12 protein-coding genes are annotated in these 17814 nt (G+C 54.2%); 10 read left to right on the plus strand and 2 right to left on the minus strand.

Going from position 1 to position 17814, the window contains the following annotated elements; translation table 11 throughout:
• Window positions 1-384 precede the first annotated feature (384 nt).
• The 5 genes from C0039_RS00005 (at window position 385) to C0039_RS00025 (ending at window position 5612) form a co-directional block, all read left to right on the plus strand.
• On the plus strand, window positions 385-1545 hold the full coding sequence (locus C0039_RS00005) for a DUF1570 domain-containing protein (protein WP_101516882.1): 1161 nt from the start codon (window positions 385-387) through the stop codon (window positions 1543-1545).
• Window positions 1546-1713: 168 nt separating this feature from the next.
• Window positions 1714-2736 carry an IS30 family transposase gene (locus C0039_RS00010; RefSeq protein ID WP_101516883.1) on the plus strand — a complete coding sequence of 341 codons (1023 nt, stop codon included), beginning with the start codon at window positions 1714-1716 and terminating at the stop codon, window positions 2734-2736.
• Between the two features lie 257 nt (window positions 2737-2993).
• Window positions 2994-3530: a DUF4252 domain-containing protein gene (locus C0039_RS00015; protein ID WP_075999426.1), complete on the plus strand. Its 537-nt coding sequence runs from the start codon at window positions 2994-2996 to the stop codon at window positions 3528-3530.
• A complete protein-coding gene (locus tag C0039_RS00020) occupies window positions 3530-4075 on the plus strand; it encodes a DUF4252 domain-containing protein (protein ID WP_101516884.1) in 546 nt (181 codons plus the stop codon). The genes C0039_RS00015 and C0039_RS00020 overlap by 1 nt, the downstream gene beginning before the upstream one ends.
• Window positions 4076-4439: 364 nt before the next feature.
• Entirely contained in the window at window positions 4440-5612 is a 1173-nt protein-coding gene (locus tag C0039_RS00025) for an alpha/beta hydrolase family protein (protein ID WP_101516885.1), read from the plus strand.
• A gap of 107 nt (window positions 5613-5719) precedes the next feature.
• Here C0039_RS00025 and C0039_RS00030 read toward each other — a convergent pair whose 3' ends face one another.
• A complete protein-coding gene (locus tag C0039_RS00030; protein ID WP_101516886.1) occupies window positions 5720-8824 on the minus strand; it encodes a carbohydrate-binding protein in 3105 nt (1034 codons plus the stop codon).
• A 547-nt stretch (window positions 8825-9371) separates the two neighbouring features.
• Between C0039_RS00030 and C0039_RS00035 the strand changes: the two genes are divergently transcribed.
• Window positions 9372-11708 carry a penicillin acylase family protein gene (locus tag C0039_RS00035; protein WP_133125903.1) on the plus strand — a complete coding sequence of 779 codons (2337 nt, stop codon included), beginning with the start codon at window positions 9372-9374 and terminating at the stop codon, window positions 11706-11708.
• A 203-nt stretch (window positions 11709-11911) separates the two neighbouring features.
• Window positions 11912-12559: an outer membrane beta-barrel protein gene (locus tag C0039_RS00040; protein ID WP_165786986.1), complete on the plus strand. Its 648-nt coding sequence runs from the start codon at window positions 11912-11914 to the stop codon at window positions 12557-12559.
• Window positions 12560-12849: 290 nt separating this feature from the next.
• Here C0039_RS00040 and C0039_RS00045 read toward each other — a convergent pair whose 3' ends face one another.
• Window positions 12850-14559: a sulfatase-like hydrolase/transferase gene (locus C0039_RS00045; RefSeq protein WP_165786987.1), complete on the minus strand. Its 1710-nt coding sequence runs from the start codon at window positions 14557-14559 to the stop codon at window positions 12850-12852.
• A 285-nt stretch (window positions 14560-14844) separates the two neighbouring features.
• On the opposite strand from C0039_RS00045, the gene C0039_RS00050 reads away from it, so the two are divergent.
• From C0039_RS00050 to C0039_RS00060, 3 genes are all read left to right on the plus strand, one after another.
• Window positions 14845-15819 carry a helix-turn-helix domain-containing protein gene (locus tag C0039_RS00050; RefSeq protein ID WP_133125904.1) on the plus strand — a complete coding sequence of 325 codons (975 nt, stop codon included), beginning with the start codon at window positions 14845-14847 and terminating at the stop codon, window positions 15817-15819.
• A gap of 348 nt (window positions 15820-16167) precedes the next feature.
• Window positions 16168-16575 carry a sugar 3,4-ketoisomerase gene (locus C0039_RS21475; RefSeq protein ID WP_075999432.1) on the plus strand — a complete coding sequence of 136 codons (408 nt, stop codon included), beginning with the start codon at window positions 16168-16170 and terminating at the stop codon, window positions 16573-16575.
• Window positions 16565-17806 (plus strand): FAD-dependent oxidoreductase, encoded by a 1242-nt coding sequence (locus tag C0039_RS00060; RefSeq protein ID WP_279304887.1) that lies wholly within the window; start codon window positions 16565-16567, stop codon window positions 17804-17806. Before C0039_RS21475 ends, C0039_RS00060 begins: the two co-directional genes overlap by 11 nt.
• Window positions 17807-17814 lie beyond the last annotated feature (8 nt).

Consider the following 17814-nt stretch of genomic DNA (forward strand, 5'->3'; position numbering starts at 1 on the left):
GTACCGTGATAGCTTGGGTTTAACGAACTAAATAAGTCCAAGAAAAGGGCCGCATCCCCAGGGTTTGCACTGAAAAATGAACAGGCATTCGAGCCCTATCTTTAAGTATCCATAAGAATGTGGCGTCCAGGTGGGCCAGGCCGTCATGCAAATAGCTGCTGAAGACGAATCAATATTCGGTGCAATTCAACAGACATTGTCGTTGTCCGGCTAGCAATCCATTCGTTCGTTTAAGTGAGAACTTCGAGGTTATCAAAAGCGACTTGGTTTTTCTCAACATATTACTGTTTGTTAAACATCCGCATAAGATAGCATTGAGCAAAGATACACGGCGAGAAACGCCACAATGTTGGATAGTTCGAAAAGCAGGCTTATAACCCCCAAATGAAAGAAATACGATCCTGGATGATCTTCGGCTTCTTGTGCGTGGCCAGCGTTATGGCAGTGTTCTGGCTGGAGGAAGGAACTAACGCAGGCATCCTTGGAGCACTGACAAAGCTCACCAAGAGTTACGGCACACCTGGCACCTACGCTTCCGAAAACCCACCTCAGGAACTGACATCAGATACACCGCTGTCTATCAGCGAAAGCGCCACGAACCACGCCTCAAAACGCGACCGGCCTTGGCAAGCGCATAGTAGAGGCGACCAGTTTGTCTGTAATCGCCCTCCCACCAAATCTCGCTCAGACGTAAAGCGCAACCTTGTCTACAGTTGGATCGATGAAAACGGTCAGACGCATATGTCAGATTCACCACCTAAAGACCACATTGCTTCTGTAACTGATCTATCAGATAGCAAGCAAGAGTTTACCTACACGGTAAACGATGACGGCGCAAACCTTCCGGTAGCCTTTCAGGGGAAACTCTCTGCCGGCGCAAAGCGTATCTACGACACCTGGAACTTCTTTTTGGGTGAGGAGAAGCTCCGTCAAACACACATCACGGTCCGGGTGATTGGTGGTCCCGCCAGATTCGACGCTTTCAGGAAAGAGGTATGGCCAAATAGCCTGCCCGCGGGCGGCTTCTACAGCCCCAGTAAAAATGTGGCTTACGTGAAATATGACCCCAAGCGTCCTGAAAATGCGATCCGAACGACTTTTCACGAAGTGTCACACCTTATAACCGCTGGGCACCTGGGCTCTACACCACCATGGCTTACTGAAGGACTGGCCGAGTACTTCGAGACGATGGAGGTAAGCCATCAAGGGGGAACCATCTACCCAAACGAGGCCCATATCAGGCTTTTACAGCGCAACCCCATACCCAGGCTGGATAGTTTCCTATCCGTAACTCGATCACAATGGAACGGCGAAATGCGAGAGATGAACTACGCTGTGGCCTGGTCATTGATGCACTTCTTAATGCAGGGTCCACCGGGGGTGTATGCGATGAAGGAGGTAGTGGAGCAAGCCCATACCAATCTTTGTAAGCCATTCGCAACAAAGAAAGCTCTGCACGAGGCCTATCAGGGTGGATTACAGCGACTCGAGGCTGACTGGAGGCAGTGGATGGCGATGCGAGGGTTTGGTATTCAACAAATTTAACCTGTAAGCGGCCCATCCAATCTGGTGTGCTACCGCAAATCACTCGTAGGTTCGTAGTCAGAGTCCTGAGGCATTGAACCGCTACTCAAAATTCTATCAACACCTAGTGAAAAGGGGTCAGCTTAGACTCTAGTTGCTAGTGCAACACTTCAGGGCATTATAGAGCGCATGACCTACTATGATCACCTTGGCCCGGAAGAACGGGCCGTCATTATGCTTGAGCGAGACCGCGGAGCCAGCCTTCGACAGATAGCGAGTCGATTGGGCCGAAGCCCCTCTACCGTCTCTCGAGAACTCAAGCGAAACACCCAATCAAGCGAGTACTGTGCCACCCGCGCCGGTAAGGCATATCAACGCAGGCGCGAGCGATGCGTTAAACCGCGTAAGCTTGTGGCCAACCCTGCACTATGGCAGTTTGTTGAGTCGCAGTTAGTCTCTGACAAATGGTCGCCGGAGCAGATTGCAGCGACCCTGAAGATCCGTTATCCAGAACGAGCCGATATGCACGTTAGTCCTGAAACAATCTATGCACATATCTATGCATACCCCAGGGGCGAGTTCAGGAAGTTGTGCGTGGAGTCACTCCGGCGTGGAAAGTCGAAGCGCGGCCCTAGAGGTTCAAGGGAGAGCAACTATTCCAGCCTGAAGATTGCGCCGGAGCAGCGCATAGCCAGCCGTCCAGCGGCAGTGAACTCTCGCGAGATTGCTGGTCACTGGGAGGGTGACCTGATTGTGGGAGCAATGAACCAATCTTGCGTCGGCACATTGGTCGAGCGTAAGACGGGGTTCGTGATTTTGGCTCGAATGGAGAGTAAATCGGCGTCACACGTTCGCGAAGGTTTTGAGTTGAGCATGGCGCATGTTCCGGACTTTCTACGCTTGTCGATGACTTATGATCGCGGCGCTGAAATGGCCGAGCACCCGTTGATGTCGCGGCATCTCGATTTGAAGATCTACTTTGCCGACTGTAAGGCGCCCTGGCAGCGTGGCAGCAGTGAGAACATCAATGGTTTGATCAGGCAGTTCTTGCCCAAAGGGGAGGACTTAAAAAAACACGACCAGGCGGAGTTGGATTACATAGCTTTTCTGCTGAACACCCGACCGAGAAAGCGATTTGGCTTTAGGACACCGCAGGATCTAATGGAAAAGGAGCTAGAGGAAGGCCTCATACGTGTTGCACTTGATTCTTGAGTTCAAGCTGACCCCTTATCACCGCGGCAGTTACAGTGTATCTATCTGAACGGCCAACAAACATAGGCCGCCCAGCGAGTCAGACCATCGTGCAATTTCCAGCCGAAAATGGCTCAATATTTTGGTAAATAAACACTCTTTGTAAGCGGCTGTTTCGCAACTCACCGCACGAGTCACTCTATCTGTCGTGTAACGCAGGCAAGTACATGCAAGACGCGTCATGCTTCAGTCTCAGCAACCAGACTGGAAACCCTGTGATGAAGATATCAACGCTCCTGTTAACACTAACGCTCATAAGCGCACCCGCGTTTGCGATCGAAGAACCCCTTGCAGACCGGCCCGGTTACGTGGACTTCAGTAGCCTTTCCGGGGACTATGGCCAGCCACGGGTTATGATCGATCTCGGCAGCTCGCTGCTGACCTTGATCAGCAATTTTAAGCACGAGGATCCCATGGCCCAGGAAGCGCTGCGCAATCTTGAGTCCGTCCGCGTCCACGTCTACAACACGGCAGGTGACACAACGCCGGCGAACGAGCGCATGACAGCGATAAACGAATCGCTTCAGGCGCTGGAGTGGGAACAGATCGTGCGCGTACGCGAGCCCGACCAGCAGGTCGACATCTATATCAAATACGGCGACAACATCGTGCACGGCCTCACGGTGATGGCAGTAGATGAGGAAGAAGCTGTGTTCATCAATATCCTCGGTGATGTCGATCCCGAGCAACTTGCCGGGGTCGTAAAACACATGGACGTTGATCTCGACGTCGACATGGCCATGCACACACCGTGATGCGTGCTCTGTATAAGATTGTGCCTGTTGCGGTGTTGGTGGTGCTCACCAGCGCCTGTGGCTTCACGGCTTCATCGCGAAACCCCGGCTACGTTAGCTTCGATGAAGCACATTACAGCGACCTGCGGCGCGACACCTCCATTTCCATAGGTCCTGCTTTGCTAACCGTCGCCGCGCGACATGTGGATGACGATCCTAAAGCAAAAGTGCTGCTCGCAGCGCTGGACGGTGTGCGGGTAAAGGTTTACCACATTGATGAAAAGGCCGATCTTGCGCAGCTTGTAGGCCACATCAACGCGGTGGCGAACTCCATGGATGATCGCTGGCAGCGGATCGTACGTGTCCAGGAAGATGACGCGACTACGCACGTCCTGATCAAGCACTCGAATGAGGCCATTCTTGGCCTGGCGATTCTCGCTGTAGAAGGGGAAGAGCTTGTTTTCGTCAACGTGATGGGCGAACTGACGCCAGCGGTACTTCAGGAGTTGTCTCCGGCGACTGCCAAGGAACAGGCCCTCGCGCTGCGCTACATACCCCTGAACTAGCCTCGAACGAAATTGGGGACAGACCACGATTACCCGAGTGCCGACCTGCATTCACGGCTTGTTCATCTGACAAGTTGACGCCCCAGGTGAACAGAACCGGCTTCAAATCGCTGGATGAAACCGTGGTCTGTCCCCTATTATTAACCGGTTGAAGCGATAGTAGAGCCAGGGAGCCTGCCCCAGAGGTGCTTTGGGCACTGCGTGGGAAATGATCTCGGAAGGGAATTGGTGACGTTTGTATGCTTTCATACACCGACCCTAACAATTTGCACATTCAACTTGTCAGTACCCCGAAACTTACTGGCCACCACGCCACTGCCATACAATAATGCTCTCCGGGCAATCTCCAGGTTGATGAAATTTGATGAAAAAGTGGATGTGGACACTATCGATCGTTGTACTGCTGCTGAGTGTCTCGTACGCAGTGCTAAATATGGGGCGACAGCCTGAGCCGTTCCCAGCCAGCTCACGCAGTAAAGCGCTGCTACAGGTCGGTCCGTTGCAAGTGCTTCAGCACGACGAGGTATTCATCGACGACAGCCGCCCCACCAATGCCAACCGCGGCTACGCGGGTGATAAGGTACGCCGATTGGAAGGCACCATCTGGCACCCCAGCACTAAAGACGGAGGGCCTTACCCACTCGTTGTGTACAGCCATGGCTTCAGTTCCAACAGAGAAGGCGGCGCCTATTTGGCAGAACAGCTGGCGAGCCTGGGGTTCGTGGTGGCTGCCGTTGACTACCCCTTGACCAGCCGCGGCGCTCCGGGCGGCCCCAATGCGAAGGATGTTGTGAATCAGCCCGGCGATATCAGCTTTCTTATCGATCGTTTACTGGTACAAAATAATACCCCCGGTCATGTGCTGGAGGGAATGCTGGATGGCTCCCGTATCGGCGTTACTGGTATCTCCCTGGGAGGAATGACGACGACCCTGGTGAGCTTTCACCCTGAAATGCGTGATCCACGCATCGGTGCTGCTTTATCCATCGCCGGCCCAACTGCTTTATTTACCGATACTTTTTTTACGTTCACGCAGGTGCCATTCCTGATGCTGGCTGGCGACATCGATGCACTGGTTCCGTACCTCACCAATGCCGCACCGGTAATAGACAAGGTTCCCGGCTCCCAACTGGTCACCGTGACAGGCGGCTCACACACGGGTTTTGCGGGGCCCGCAGCGCCATTGCGCTGGATGAAAAATCCGGATGCCCTGGGCTGCTATATGGCTAATCGCAACATCGACGGGGATGAGGAAGACACCTGGTATGACCTGATTGGCACAGAGGCGCAGGGAATTGACCACAAAACGAAAAACGATTTTTGTCTGGTGGACCCGCTACCGAAAGCGATCAACGTTCTTCGCCAGCAGATGATTACCTCAGTGGTTGTGACCAGTTTCTTCCAGAGTGTTTTTGCGCCCAAAGCAGAGCAGCGAGAGGCGGCACGGTTCTTTTTGAGTAATACATTGGCCGGGGAATTGCCCGATGTCAGCTACCGGCGTGCACCCAGTAGGAAATTGGGGACAGACCACGATTAGCCGAGTGCCGACCGGCATTCGCGTCTTGTTCATCCGACAAGTTGACGCCCCTGGTGAACTGAACCGGCTTCAAAGCGCTGGATGAAACCGTGGTCTGTCCCCGTTTTTCAATCATCCGCGATAGAGGCGAGCAGGCGCAGATAGGCGATCTGATAGCCGTTCGAATTCTCATTCAACTCCCACGGCGTCAGGTCAACGCCGGACTGGCTAATACGTTGATTGCTCTGACGGAAGACCTTTAGCGGCGGTTGACCTGCGAGGCCAGCCGCTTGTTTCTTGGCTGCCGCATAATTGGGATTCGGCCCACCGAGGAGGAAGCCCGGAGCCGGTCCGAACAGGCTCGTCCTGGCATTGTCGAAATCCGTCCCGTCATTGAACCATGTGTGGTAAAACTCGTCAGCCGAGCGTTCCGCACCAAACGTATCCATATTGGACAAATAGACGAGCCCGAAGGGATTCACGCCGTGGATATAGTGCAGATAGCCAGAGGCTGAGCGTTTGTTCTCCTCCGCATTATTCGGGCCGAGTCCAAAGGTGTTCATCTGCTGATACATCACGCCACGATGTGAAACGGCGCGGTTGGATCCAAACCCGACAAAGCCAAGCTGATCGGGGTCATTCGCATAATCATTGACCATATAGGCGCGGTATATGTCGTCGCCCGTCGCCCAGCCCGTGTCGTAATTTCCGAACCCAAAGGAGAACGCATTATCAAGCGCTGTCCTGATTGAGTTCTTCAGGCCCCTATTCCCGCCAGAGATACTGGTGTAATACATAAAGGCAGTCTGTTCGTCGGAAACATCGGGCTGTACAAACCCTGCATTGAACTTCGCGTTTCGCCAATTGTTCGAGATATAGTTCTGATAAGAGGCGATTCGGGTGAGGTCATAGAGATAGATGGCCGCAATGCGTCGGCGCTGCTGCTGATAGGACAGATCGTTGTTTCCGCAATTGCCGCTAAACCCGTCTTCCTGCTCACCGGCGGCTACGCCATTACTTTCATTACAGAATTTCACAGCCGGATTACGCTGCGCCCAACTATAGGCATCAATCGCGCGTTGTTCGAGGTCACTTGCGAGGGTTGGGAACACGCCCGCATCGTCAAATACCTTTGACGCAAAGGCAAAGGCCGCAGCCGCACTCAATGTCGCTGAGGTTGTGGGCGGACCGTAACGACTTTGGCCCGTGTTAGACGAGGGCGGGCTGTTATCATCGCTCGATTCCAGGACCGAGATGACGGACCCATTCGACTGTTGATGCCGCACGAGGGATTCGACGCCCCACCGGATTTCGTCCAGCATATCGGAAATGCCATTTCCCGAGTTCGGCATGTCAAAATCATCGCCCCACACATCCGGCGTGTCACGATAGGCATGCAGCATGCAGAGGATATAATTTGCTGTCCAATTCGTGTATTTGTTCAAATCACCGGCATCATACCAACCGCCCCGCAAATCTTTGCGGTTCGCGGATTGAGACGTATTCCAGAAGCGCGCATCCTGATCCTGGTTCGGGCCGAGGTGACTGGCCGTATCCGCCCAGGGCGAGGTTTCTACAGTGCTCTTATCAAAGCCTGAGCGCTGATAGAGGAAAGTCCGGAACGCCGTTTTTAAGACTTCGTCATAAACATCATCGCCAATCTCAAACGTGGCGGAACGCGCATCATTTTCCGCGTCATAGATATAGTACTCGCCCGGCGTGTTGACCTGCGAGAAATTAAACCACCACGCACGGTCGCCTGAAAACGCCTGTTCGCCGCCGCCATTGCGCACCGTGCGATTGCCGGAGAAAACCTGTCTGCCGGTCGCGGCGTTTATGACCTGGAGCGTCCTCCCCGGGACATAATTCTCGGCAGTAGAACTGCCGAAGCCGGTAATGCCGTCGCGGATCACGGCCACTTTGGTCATGCCCGGTTTATAACCGAATTGATCGACAAGAAGATGGTCAAGGTCGACCTCGCCGAGCATGGGCACCCCACCATCACCTTCGGACAGACGGTTAATTTCGAAAGATTGCAAATTCGTGCCGCCGTAGCCCTTGAAAACCAGGACGATATTGCGGAAGCCCTGCGGGTCATTTGTGAGCTTCACCGTCGCGTCAGTATAGTTGTCATAGCTGCCCGTATTGGGGAGGTTGACGGTGCCGTATAATTTTCCGTTGGGGCCGCCATTTCTAACTTCCATGGTCATGGGAAGGCTGGACCCGCGCGCATAGGACACCGTGATTTCCGGATTATAGGAGAGCGACACATTATTGAAGCGCAGCCAGGCCGGGTTGCCATCAACGCCCGCACTGCTGCCCCCGCCGCCGGGGCCGAAGAAGAAATTCATATTCGACGCAGCCGACCTATTGCCCGGAAAAAGCTCTGTGGTGAGCGGTTGACGGCGCATATCGACCCAATCGACATCAACGTCGCCGTCGCCCCTGAATTTGAAAAACACATCGCTCCGCCCCGCTGTGAGGGTCTCGTTGAAGTTGACGCCGCGCACTCTGAACGTTTCGAATGACCCCGTAGACGGCAAGGGGATGGAGGCGACGGCTGGCGTGTTGAGCGAGCCAAAATGGACATCCATACCCGCATCACCCGTTACGCCGCGCGCATAGCGAACGCGCAGCCTCTTAAACCCCTGCCCGCGCCTGTCATTGGTGAAGGCGATATATTCATTGGGAGAATCTGAAATCACGACCCGATTCGACACAACGGTTCCGCCAAACACGTCCGCACCCTCGGCCTGATAGATCAGGCGCTGTGCGCGGCCGAGTTGGGCCCAATTGACACGATCAACCGGACCAGTAAACCGTAGGAAGAGGCTTTGCGTTCCAGAGCGACTGTCCGCCGCCAGTCGCTTGCTCTTGTAATTCGTTGGACCATCAGTCTGCTCGAGTGGCCCTTCGGCCAGAACCGGCCCCGTGGGACTATCTAGGCGTAATTCATATCCCGCGGCGGCGGCCGTTGACTTGGAATAGCGCAGCGTCACGCTATCGAAACCCGCCCCTAGATTGACATTATCAAAACGCAGCCAGTCTCCCGTGGAGATATTTGTCACATGTTTATTCACGGTCGTCGTGCCGGACTGGCCGTTTCTGGCCTCGGCTTGAAGCGTCCGGATCGCGTCATGGGTCAGGGATTGGGCGAAAGCTGCAGTCACGAGGCCGGGCGCAAAGCCGACTATAAGCGTGGAGGCGAGCAACGCGCGGACGGATAATGACATGAGCTCCCCTGGAAGTTGCTTTTTATGGTTAATGATACCTTACCCTTAATCGCAACTTCAGTTTGCTAAAGTCAGTTGTGGGAATTCTGCGCACAGGTCGCACGCTTTGTATGGTTATGCGGAGGGCGTTGCCCCTGTTGGGCTAATCCCAAAACCCCGCTCCGGGGAAACTGGGGACAGACCACGATTAACCAACCGTGGTCTGTCCCCGTTTTTTTCGGCGGGTTAACATTCGGGGCAGGCCATCCTCCAAGTAACTCTCCACGCCGGTTTACTCCGTGGTCAAGCTAACGCTACTATGTATTCACATAATACATACATATGATCATCTGGCTCAGAGGTAATCACAGTGTCAAACAGCATACCCTTCCGTCCAGTCCTGCGCTCATTTGTTGCAGGCGCATGCAGTGTCACTTTGATCGCGCTTATCAGCGGCTGCTCCGATAGCTCAGACAGAACCAATAACCCAGATCCCGGGCCGGGTCCTGAGCCTGTACCTCTCGTAGATCGCGCCTACTACATTCTACCGCCGGGAAATTTTGGCGGCTTGCCGGTTACTGAGAATTCGCTGGATCAGTTGCCTCTCTATGACGGCCTGACACCTTTGCGCGGCAATGTGACCGATGCAGACATTGAAAGACTCTACTTACCCGAAGACTTTATGCCTATTGGCGAGACGGTACTGGAACCAACTGAACGGCCCGGCCTGGAGATCCTTTACGACGAGTATGGCGTAGCACACATCACTGGCCAGACTCGTGAGGATGTGGCGTTCGGAGCCGGTTGGGTAGCCATACGCGACCGCGGTCTGCTGCTGGGGCTTGGGCGCGGAGCCTCCAGGGTAGCGGTAGCGGATGTACCGGGTATTAACGCGTTCGGTCTGGTGACCAGTGGCCAGAACTTTGTGCCCAGTGCCGCAACAGAGCAATTGGTGACTGATCAGGTTGAGTTATTGGTCGAGGTCTTCGGAGATGAAGGACGACAGATCATCGACGATGCGCAGGCTTACGTGGATGGCATAAACGCCTATGAACAGGCTAATGATATCAATAACCCCGTGCCATGGAACGTCAACGACGTGGTGGCCATTACAGCTTTTATCGGATCAATATTTGGTGCAGGCGGTGGTAGCGAAGCGACCAACTCTGAGTTTCTGTCTACCTTGATCAACGGACTTGGCGCCGGTGTCGGCAACCAGGCCTGGGACGATGCCATGCTGTTCGATGACCCGGAAGCGCCCACCACGATTACCGCGCGTTTTGAATATGGGCCAATGACAGGCGGTGCAGTCACGGGTTCCGTGCTCATTGATGAGAACTCTATCGTATCGCTGGATCCGCGCAGCCCCGAAGTGGTGTCGTCACCTGAGGAGCAGCCTGCCCTGTTTGCAGCGGCTGGCCAACCGCCTTACAGAGAGGCGTCTAATTTCCTGATCATGGATACTGACCGATCTGTGAATGGCACTACAATGGCCGTAATGGGTCCACAGTTGGGGTATTTTTATCCTGAAATAGTGCAACAGATTCGCCTCAGCGGGCCGCACGTGGAGGCGCAGGGCGCTGCCGTCCCCGGTCTGTCTATGTATCTGCTTATTGGCCGCACACAGGACTATGCGTGGAGCCTGACCTCAGCCAATCACGATGTTCGCGATGTTTACGTAGAGATGCTGTGTAACCCGGATGGGTCTGAACCTTCTCGCGATTCACTTCACTATATTTTCAATGGTGAATGCACGCCCTTTGAAATTTTCAATGCTGGGGAGCTGAACGGCGACCCACTCATCTACCCGGTATCGGTTCATGGGCCTATGATTGGTACGGCTACAGTCAATGGCGAGCCCGTTGCGCTCACTCGCAAGCGTTCCACTTTTGGACGCGATGGTTTGAACCTGGCCGGCCTTAAGAATATGACTGAAGGCAACGCCACCACTCCGGAAACATTCTATGAGTCCGCGAACAAGTTTGGCTTTACCTTCAACTGGGGCTATATCTCGCGCAGTAACGTGGCCTTCTTCTCTTCCGGCCGCCTGCCTGTTCGCCCAGCGGGGCTTGATAGACGCCTGCCCACCTGGGGTAACGGCGATTATGAGTGGCAAGGCTTTCTGAGCCAGGCTGAGCACCCGCATGCGGCACAGGCACCGTCCGGACGTATGCTCAACTGGAACAACCAGGCGGCCCCCGGCTTTATGCACGGTGATGGCACGCCTTATGGCCCGGTACATCGTGTTCGGCTGTTCGATCAATTCCCTGAACAGGTCGATCTGGCCGGCCTGGTCGGCGTAATGAACCGCTCAGCCACTGAAGATGTGCGTTCACCTGCATGGCCTGCGGTTAGCGAAGTGTTGCGAGGTGGTGATGCGCCCAGTCCGCTGGCTGCCGACGTGGTTGACCTTCTGGACGAATGGGTGGCCGATGACGCTCCCCGACTGGACGGCGACGATGACGGGTTTAACGATAGCGCAGGTCCCACCGTGATGGACGCTCTTTGGGGCCCACTGGCCGCAGCCGTGATGCAACCGGTCTTCGGCGACCTGACCAGCGCGTTGGACGAAGTCCGCAGTCTCAGTGGTGATCCCGGCAGTGGCAATCAACCGGGTGCCAACTATGTCGATAAGGACTTGCGCACATTGCTTGGGCAGGATGTAGAGGGCCCCTTCAACCTGAGCTACTGCGGTGCGGGTAGTCTGGAGGCATGCAGGGATTCCCTGTGGCAGGTTGTAGAGACTGTATCACTGGAGCTTGCTGCTGACCTGGGTGATGATGTTTCGACCTGGTTCAAGGAAGGCAGTCGCAGCAGTTTTGCGCCTGGGCTTATCCCCGAAACCTTCCGCTCTACCAATCGACCCACGTTCCAACAAGTGTTGGAGTTTGCACCAGCAGAGTAAAACCTAGAAACCCGGGGGCGCGATGCAGTGCCCTGGGGCATTTCTTTCCAACACTATGTTGCATTCAGCCCCTGGGCTAGTTGCCTGCTCCATCGCAGGTTCTGGCAACTCCAATCGGCAGGCAGATAACCGCACGAAAACGCTTTCATATATGGGCATTAGGCGTGCTAGGATGCGATCCTCAAAAATTCATGGGAATGGGCATGCACAAAGTATATCTGGGATTGTTCCTCACGTTGGCAGTAAGTGCCGCAGCAATGGGTCAAAGCAGGCAGGCGGGAGACTGGGAAGCCAGCTTGTTTTACAAGTCACAAAGCGGCGAGAGCTTTGGTGCACCCGAAGGGCCCGATGAGGCAAATGTAAAATTTTCCAGCGACAATGGCTGGGGTTTCACGGTTGGTTATAATTTTGATGAGCACTTGAATCTGGCCTGGGAATTCAGCAAGAACACACCGCGCTATAACACCAGCTTCCGGGATGCCGAGGGCGATCCGCGCACGATCAGTCATACCGCATCCTTCTATACCAATAACCTGAATGGTACTTATCACTTCATGAAGGGGCCAATCACACCGTTCGTGTCAGCCGGGCTCGGCTGGAGCACGATCGACTCTAATGTCAGTGATGGCCGCGGTTATTGTGTTCCAGATTACTTCTGGGGGTGGTATTGCTACTCCTCGTCTTATGATAAGACGACTTTCACCTACAATGCGGCCCTGGGCTTAAGAGCTGATCTCAGCAACAACCTTTTTCTGCGTGCCAGCTACGGCCGTCAGTGGATGGATGAAAAAATCGGTAGAGATAAACCCGAGTTTGACGTGGGCAAGATCGAGATCGGCTATCGTTTCTAGGTAGCAGTTATTAGGGCCGGGGCGTCAGCAGCAACTCGGGAAGGCTGAGACCAAAGGTCGGTGGAGACTGTCCATGCATCGCGACTTCGGTGGCGATGTTACCTGCTTTTAACATCCGCCCGGTTGTTGGCATCTTTGCCTTCGCGAATCAGCGTCTCGAAAACCGGGGACAGACCACGATTAATCAACCGTGGTCTGTCCCCGTTTTTTTACGCATCTACCTATTCGATGTGCAGGCAAAAAAAAGAAGCCCCCGCCATGGCGAGGGCCCTTAGACCATAGGGGCTGTATTACTCGCTCAGACCCCAGCCACGGTCCACATTGTCCCATTCCGGCAAATTCTGGATAACGTCTTTGGGATCGAAAGGCGCATCGCCAGAGAGTACCCTGCCTTTGCTGGCTTCAATAGTTTCAGGCCGCGCATTCTCGATGCCTTTCAGTGGGAAGTCGCGGTTCTGGCCCTTGTCGGGGTACTTCTCCTTCATCAGCTGGTGGCGAACCTTCATGATATTGAACATACCTTTGGCCGGGAACATGGGCAGCAGTTGGCCGCTGGCTTCTCTGGGGTCACTGTAGAGGTCGTAAAACTCAGGACCGGACAGACCCGGCTTTGCACCGGTCCAATGCTTCTTGTAACGCCCTTTTACCGTGGCTGCCAATACAGGACCCGTGTAGATATGCACATAGTCCCGACGGCTCTGCGTATCGCCCTCCAGGAACAGCGCCGTCTGGTTCACACCATCGATTATACGGTCTCGCGGGATATGCTTGGTGGCACCGCCAAGAGTAGCGAAGGTAGTGAACAGGTCGGTCTCGTGAATGATATCGCCTATGACCTGCCCAGGTTCGATAACACCCGGCCAGTAAGCAATAGCGGGAACGCGCACGCCGCCCTCCGTGTAGTCGCCCTTGCCACCGGTGTAGAGCGTTTCCACCATTCCCGGAGGGCCGTTGTGCGTCATGGGGCCATTGTCAGCCATCAGGATGACCAGAGTGTTGTCGTCAATCTCCAGTGCTTCCAGTTCCTTGATCAGCTTGCCGACCCTGACATCCATACGGGCCAGCGCTTCCTGCAACAAACCACCGCTGGCTGTCACCCGGTCGGGGAATCCCATGAAAGAAGTCACCTGAGGCCAGAGCGCTACAAAGAACGGCTTGTCACTTTTTGCGTTCTTGCGCACAAATTCAGACGCGCGCTTCCAAAACTCATCCTCCAAAGCCACGTAGTCATCGTGGTTAGGCGGTGTGCCCACTTCGCGAACCGGGCCTCCCTTCTTACCCTCCAACGCCCAGACATAGCCATCAGGCCTCCAGCCGCTATCGATGTCATAGGGGTCTTCACCGAACATTTCAGGAAACATGACGGCCGCTGACAACGCACCGATCTGCGCCCGGGGGACATACAAACTGGGGACCTGGTTGTAGGGGGTCCACAACGCTTCATCAAAGCCCTGATTATTCAGGTAGCTGGACTCCACATCTCCCAAATGAGACTTGCCATAAAAAGCCGTGGCATATCCGGCTTTGCTCAGCACCTCTGCAATGGTCACTTCTTCGGCAGCCAGTCCGCCATATTCATAGGGAAAGCCCACGTTGTACATGCCGTTGCGCTTGGCGTGACGGCCGGTCATCACCGCCGCCCGACTCGGTGTACATGAGGGCTCGGTGTACATGCGCATAAAATTAATGCCGTCGGCGGCCAACTGGTTCATGTTGGGCGTTTCCCAGCCACGCACTTTCTGTATGGCCGGAATTCCTATCTCGCCGACCGGGGTATCGTCCCACATAATGTGAATGATATTCGGTCGCTTACCGTGCTTCTTTTCCAGCTCGGCAAGCTTCTGGTCCAGCGTTTTATCCTGCGCCGCCCACTTGTCCTTGTACTGTGCCAGCAGCACATAGTGCTCGGCGTCGTGAACAATATCCTTGGCGTTAGCCACTAATGAACCGGCAGCCAGGGCCACTGAGGCTACCGTCGTTAACAATGATTTTATTTTCACCTTATAATCTCCTTTAGGATTTTCTGGCCAGCACTCTGGTAGTAATCCACTTTGCTTAACTACGCACCAGGTGCTGCCAGGTAAATATCCCGAAATTGCCAGTATCGGGCACAAACAGCCAAAACCGGTTTCATAGAGCCGGGCAGGGCCACCAACACCGAAAGCTGAGTCATGAATAACAACCTGCTTGATTCCCCGCAAGCTTAGGCGATCTGATCTCATGCAGCCACCGCGCTGGGCTATAATGCTGGCTGGATATCAATATTGCGCAAAAAGGTTTCCAACTTGGGTGATTCAACGGTAGACGGCTGTTTTATAAGAGCCGAATTCAACCTTTTTGAGGAACTGGCGACCCGAGCTGTAGGCTGGGAACTCGATTTCTGTCAGTTCAGTCATGCCAACGCGCCATTTTTCATTGAGCAAATTGCCGGGTCGTCGGTGATGATCAGCCGCGCTGTGCTGCCCGCTCGTTTTTACCAACAGGGCGCGGTGGCACCGGGCTACCGCACGGTTTCGCTGCTGGCCTCTGGTTCCGGGCCGCAATCATGGCGTTGGTGCGGAGAGTCAGTAACGCCACACAGCCTGCTGGTCATGCCATTGGGCGGCGATTTCGAGTCAGTTTCCAGCGCAGGCCTCGACACCCTGCACCTCACCCTGCCGATAAGACTCCTGAGTGATGTGGCCGAAAGCCATTTCGGTCAGCCGCTGCATCGCTTGATGCCGGATGAGCGCGGTTTCTGCGCCAATGGCGGAGCTCCCCTGTTTCGGTTAAGGCACCTGCTGCAGAAATACGCACCCGGCCAGGGGGGAACACAGCGAGCATTGAATCCACCGCTTGCTCCGCCGGTGGAGCGTGAGATGGCTTATATGGTGCTGGCGTGCTTGTATGCCAGCCATACTCGCGAGCCGGTCGTCCCTCGTGGCAAACGCTGGAAGGTTCTCGACAGGGCCTTGCGCGAAATTGCTGCGGCACAGGGCAACTCGATCAGCGTAGCGCAACTTGCATCGGTGACAGGGGCCTCGAGAAGGACATTGGAGAATGCGTTCCGGGACGTGCTGGGTGTCAGTCCGGCGACTTACATCAAAGCGCTGAAACTACACAGGCTGAACAGGGCGTTACTGAATGGCGATGCCAGTGTTACCGGGGTCGCAGAGCTTGGCCGTTTCCACGGATTTCGCCATTTGGGCCAGCTTGCCGCCGATTATCGGGATGCTTTTGGCGAATTGCCTTCAGCCACCTTGCATCGCCAGCCCGAATAGTCCCGTCGCGATTCTATCATCCATCACAGCGGATGCTGACACCAGAAGTGTCGCCCGGAAATCGCTCGACCGCTGCCGCCCAAGTCCACCTGCGCCTACCGTTTCCATATATTTCAAATAGTTTTAACGACTTAGAGCACGCGACCAAGAGAGCAGAATCATGCGCCGGCGCTGGTAGGTGAACGGGTTTCGCGCAGCGTGTTCAGTGCACCCGAGTATTTCATGGGATCGACCTACCGTCGGTCGCTATCTTTCGCTCCCGGAAGTAATCATGAACTCATTCAGAAAGTTAGGCTGACAGCATTTTTATACATATAATCAGCCCCTTCGGATTGCTAGCATTTGGTCATGAGCTACCTTATAAGTCCAATCAGCACAGAATGGGCGTCATTGGCATCCCTGGTAGAATTACCAGGCTTTAGGGAAGAGCGGGGAACTCTTCACGAATGTGACTTCTCTCAACTTCCTTTTGTTCCCCGCAGAAGCTTCCACATAACAAATGTGCCAGCGGGAACTGTACGCGGTGGACATTCACATAAGCGCCAGAGGCAGCTGATATTTTGTGTATCTGGAGCGCTTGGCATTCATCTACGTCATAAGCACCTTGAATTTGATCTAACTTTGAATAATTCACAAATGGGTCTTTTGTTAGAGCCAGGGACGTGGGGCTCACAATTATTCGAGAGCGAATCAACGGTCGCATTAGTCATGGCCAGCGGGCCATACGATCCTGCTGACTACCGTTTTGATTACTAAAGTACTTTCAACGCAGCGAGCGAAAAAGATTCCGCGTGTTGCGGTACTAGGTGGCGGAATAATGGGCACCTGCACGGCATTACTGCTCGCTCGAAAAGGTGCCGACGTCACATTATATGAAGCAAGACCGCAAATTCTATTGGGTGCCAGCCGATGGAATGAGGGGAAAATTCATCTCGGATACCTGTATTCTGGTGATGCGTCTCTTCAAACCGCGAAGCAGATTATAACGGGGGGCCTGCAATTCAGGCCGCTGATCGAGCAGATCATTGGGACCACTTTAAATGACATAACCCAGGAAGACGACCTCTACCTTGTGCACAGGGACTCAGTTGTTACGCCTGACCATGTTAATCAGTATTTCGGAAATCTAACGCGGCTGTTACACGACCACCCGGATAAAGAGAAATACTGGGGGTCAATCACCAGCACAAAAACGGAAAGGCTTTCACGGGTTGAACTGGAGAAATTATCCAATCCAGAATATGTGGACGCTGGATTTGTGTCCCCGGAAAGATCTGTCTGCACCCAATCGATAGCGGATAGCTTGTCGGCGGCAGTATATGCCGAACCAGGAATAGAGGTACGAACCTCCAGCAAGGTTCTAGGGGCAAAACGATTTGATGAAAGCACCGGGCTTAGCTACCTCGTTGAAACAACGAGTGATGCAGAAAAATTTTTCCATGTGGTGAATTGTCTTTGGGAAGGCCGGCCCAAAGTAGACGCTTCCATAGGTGTAAATAACTTGAGTCAGCCAAGCTTAAGGTACAGGTGCTCGCTTTTTGTCGAAACCTCTAGACAGATCAAAGTTCCGTCGGCGGTAATATGCACCGGTCCATTTGGCGATATCAAATCCTACAATCCGAAAAAATTTTACCTGTCCTGGTACGAGTCAGGCCTCGTAACATCTACCACCGATGTTCTCAATGCAGTGTCACCTTCTCTTTCTGACACAGAAAAGGGAGCTATTAGTGAAACAACCCTCACTAGTATTGGCTCAGTAATTCCCGCCAGCCGCAGGTTAATGGAGGCATCTACACGTATCTCGGTTGAGGGGGGCTGGGTCTTCGCCAACGGCAGAGGGTTACTGAGCGATCCAAATTCATCTCTCCACAGGCGGGATCAGGTGGGCATACATCGCACGGGCAACTGGTACTCGGTTGACACTGGCAAGTACTCTATGGCGCCATGGTTAGCGCTTCATGTCTCACATGAGATACTGGGAAACTGAGGCGCTAT

The sequence above is a fragment of the Pseudohalioglobus lutimaris genome, assembly GCF_002866825.1.
Lineage (GTDB): Bacteria > Pseudomonadota > Gammaproteobacteria > Pseudomonadales > Halieaceae > Halioglobus > Halioglobus lutimaris.

Bases quoted from the DNA above. Each gene is read 5' to 3' on its own strand.
- C0039_RS00025 (WP_101516885.1), top strand. From the start codon at position 4,440: ATGAAAAAGTGGATGTGGACACTATCGATCGTTGTACTGCTGCTGAGT.
- C0039_RS00020 (WP_101516884.1), top strand. From the start codon at position 3,530: ATGCGTGCTCTGTATAAGATTGTGCCTGTTGCGGTGTTGGTGGTGCTC.
- C0039_RS00015 (WP_075999426.1), top strand. From the start codon at position 2,994: ATGAAGATATCAACGCTCCTGTTAACACTAACGCTCATAAGCGCACCC.
- C0039_RS00030 (WP_101516886.1), bottom strand. From the start codon at position 8,824: ATGTCATTATCCGTCCGCGCGTTGCTCGCCTCCACGCTTATAGTCGGC.
- C0039_RS21475 (WP_075999432.1), top strand. From the start codon at position 16,168: ATGAGCTACCTTATAAGTCCAATCAGCACAGAATGGGCGTCATTGGCA.
- C0039_RS00010 (WP_101516883.1), top strand. From the start codon at position 1,714: ATGACCTACTATGATCACCTTGGCCCGGAAGAACGGGCCGTCATTATG.
- C0039_RS00005 (WP_101516882.1), top strand. From the start codon at position 385: ATGAAAGAAATACGATCCTGGATGATCTTCGGCTTCTTGTGCGTGGCC.
- C0039_RS00040 (WP_165786986.1), top strand. From the start codon at position 11,912: ATGCACAAAGTATATCTGGGATTGTTCCTCACGTTGGCAGTAAGTGCC.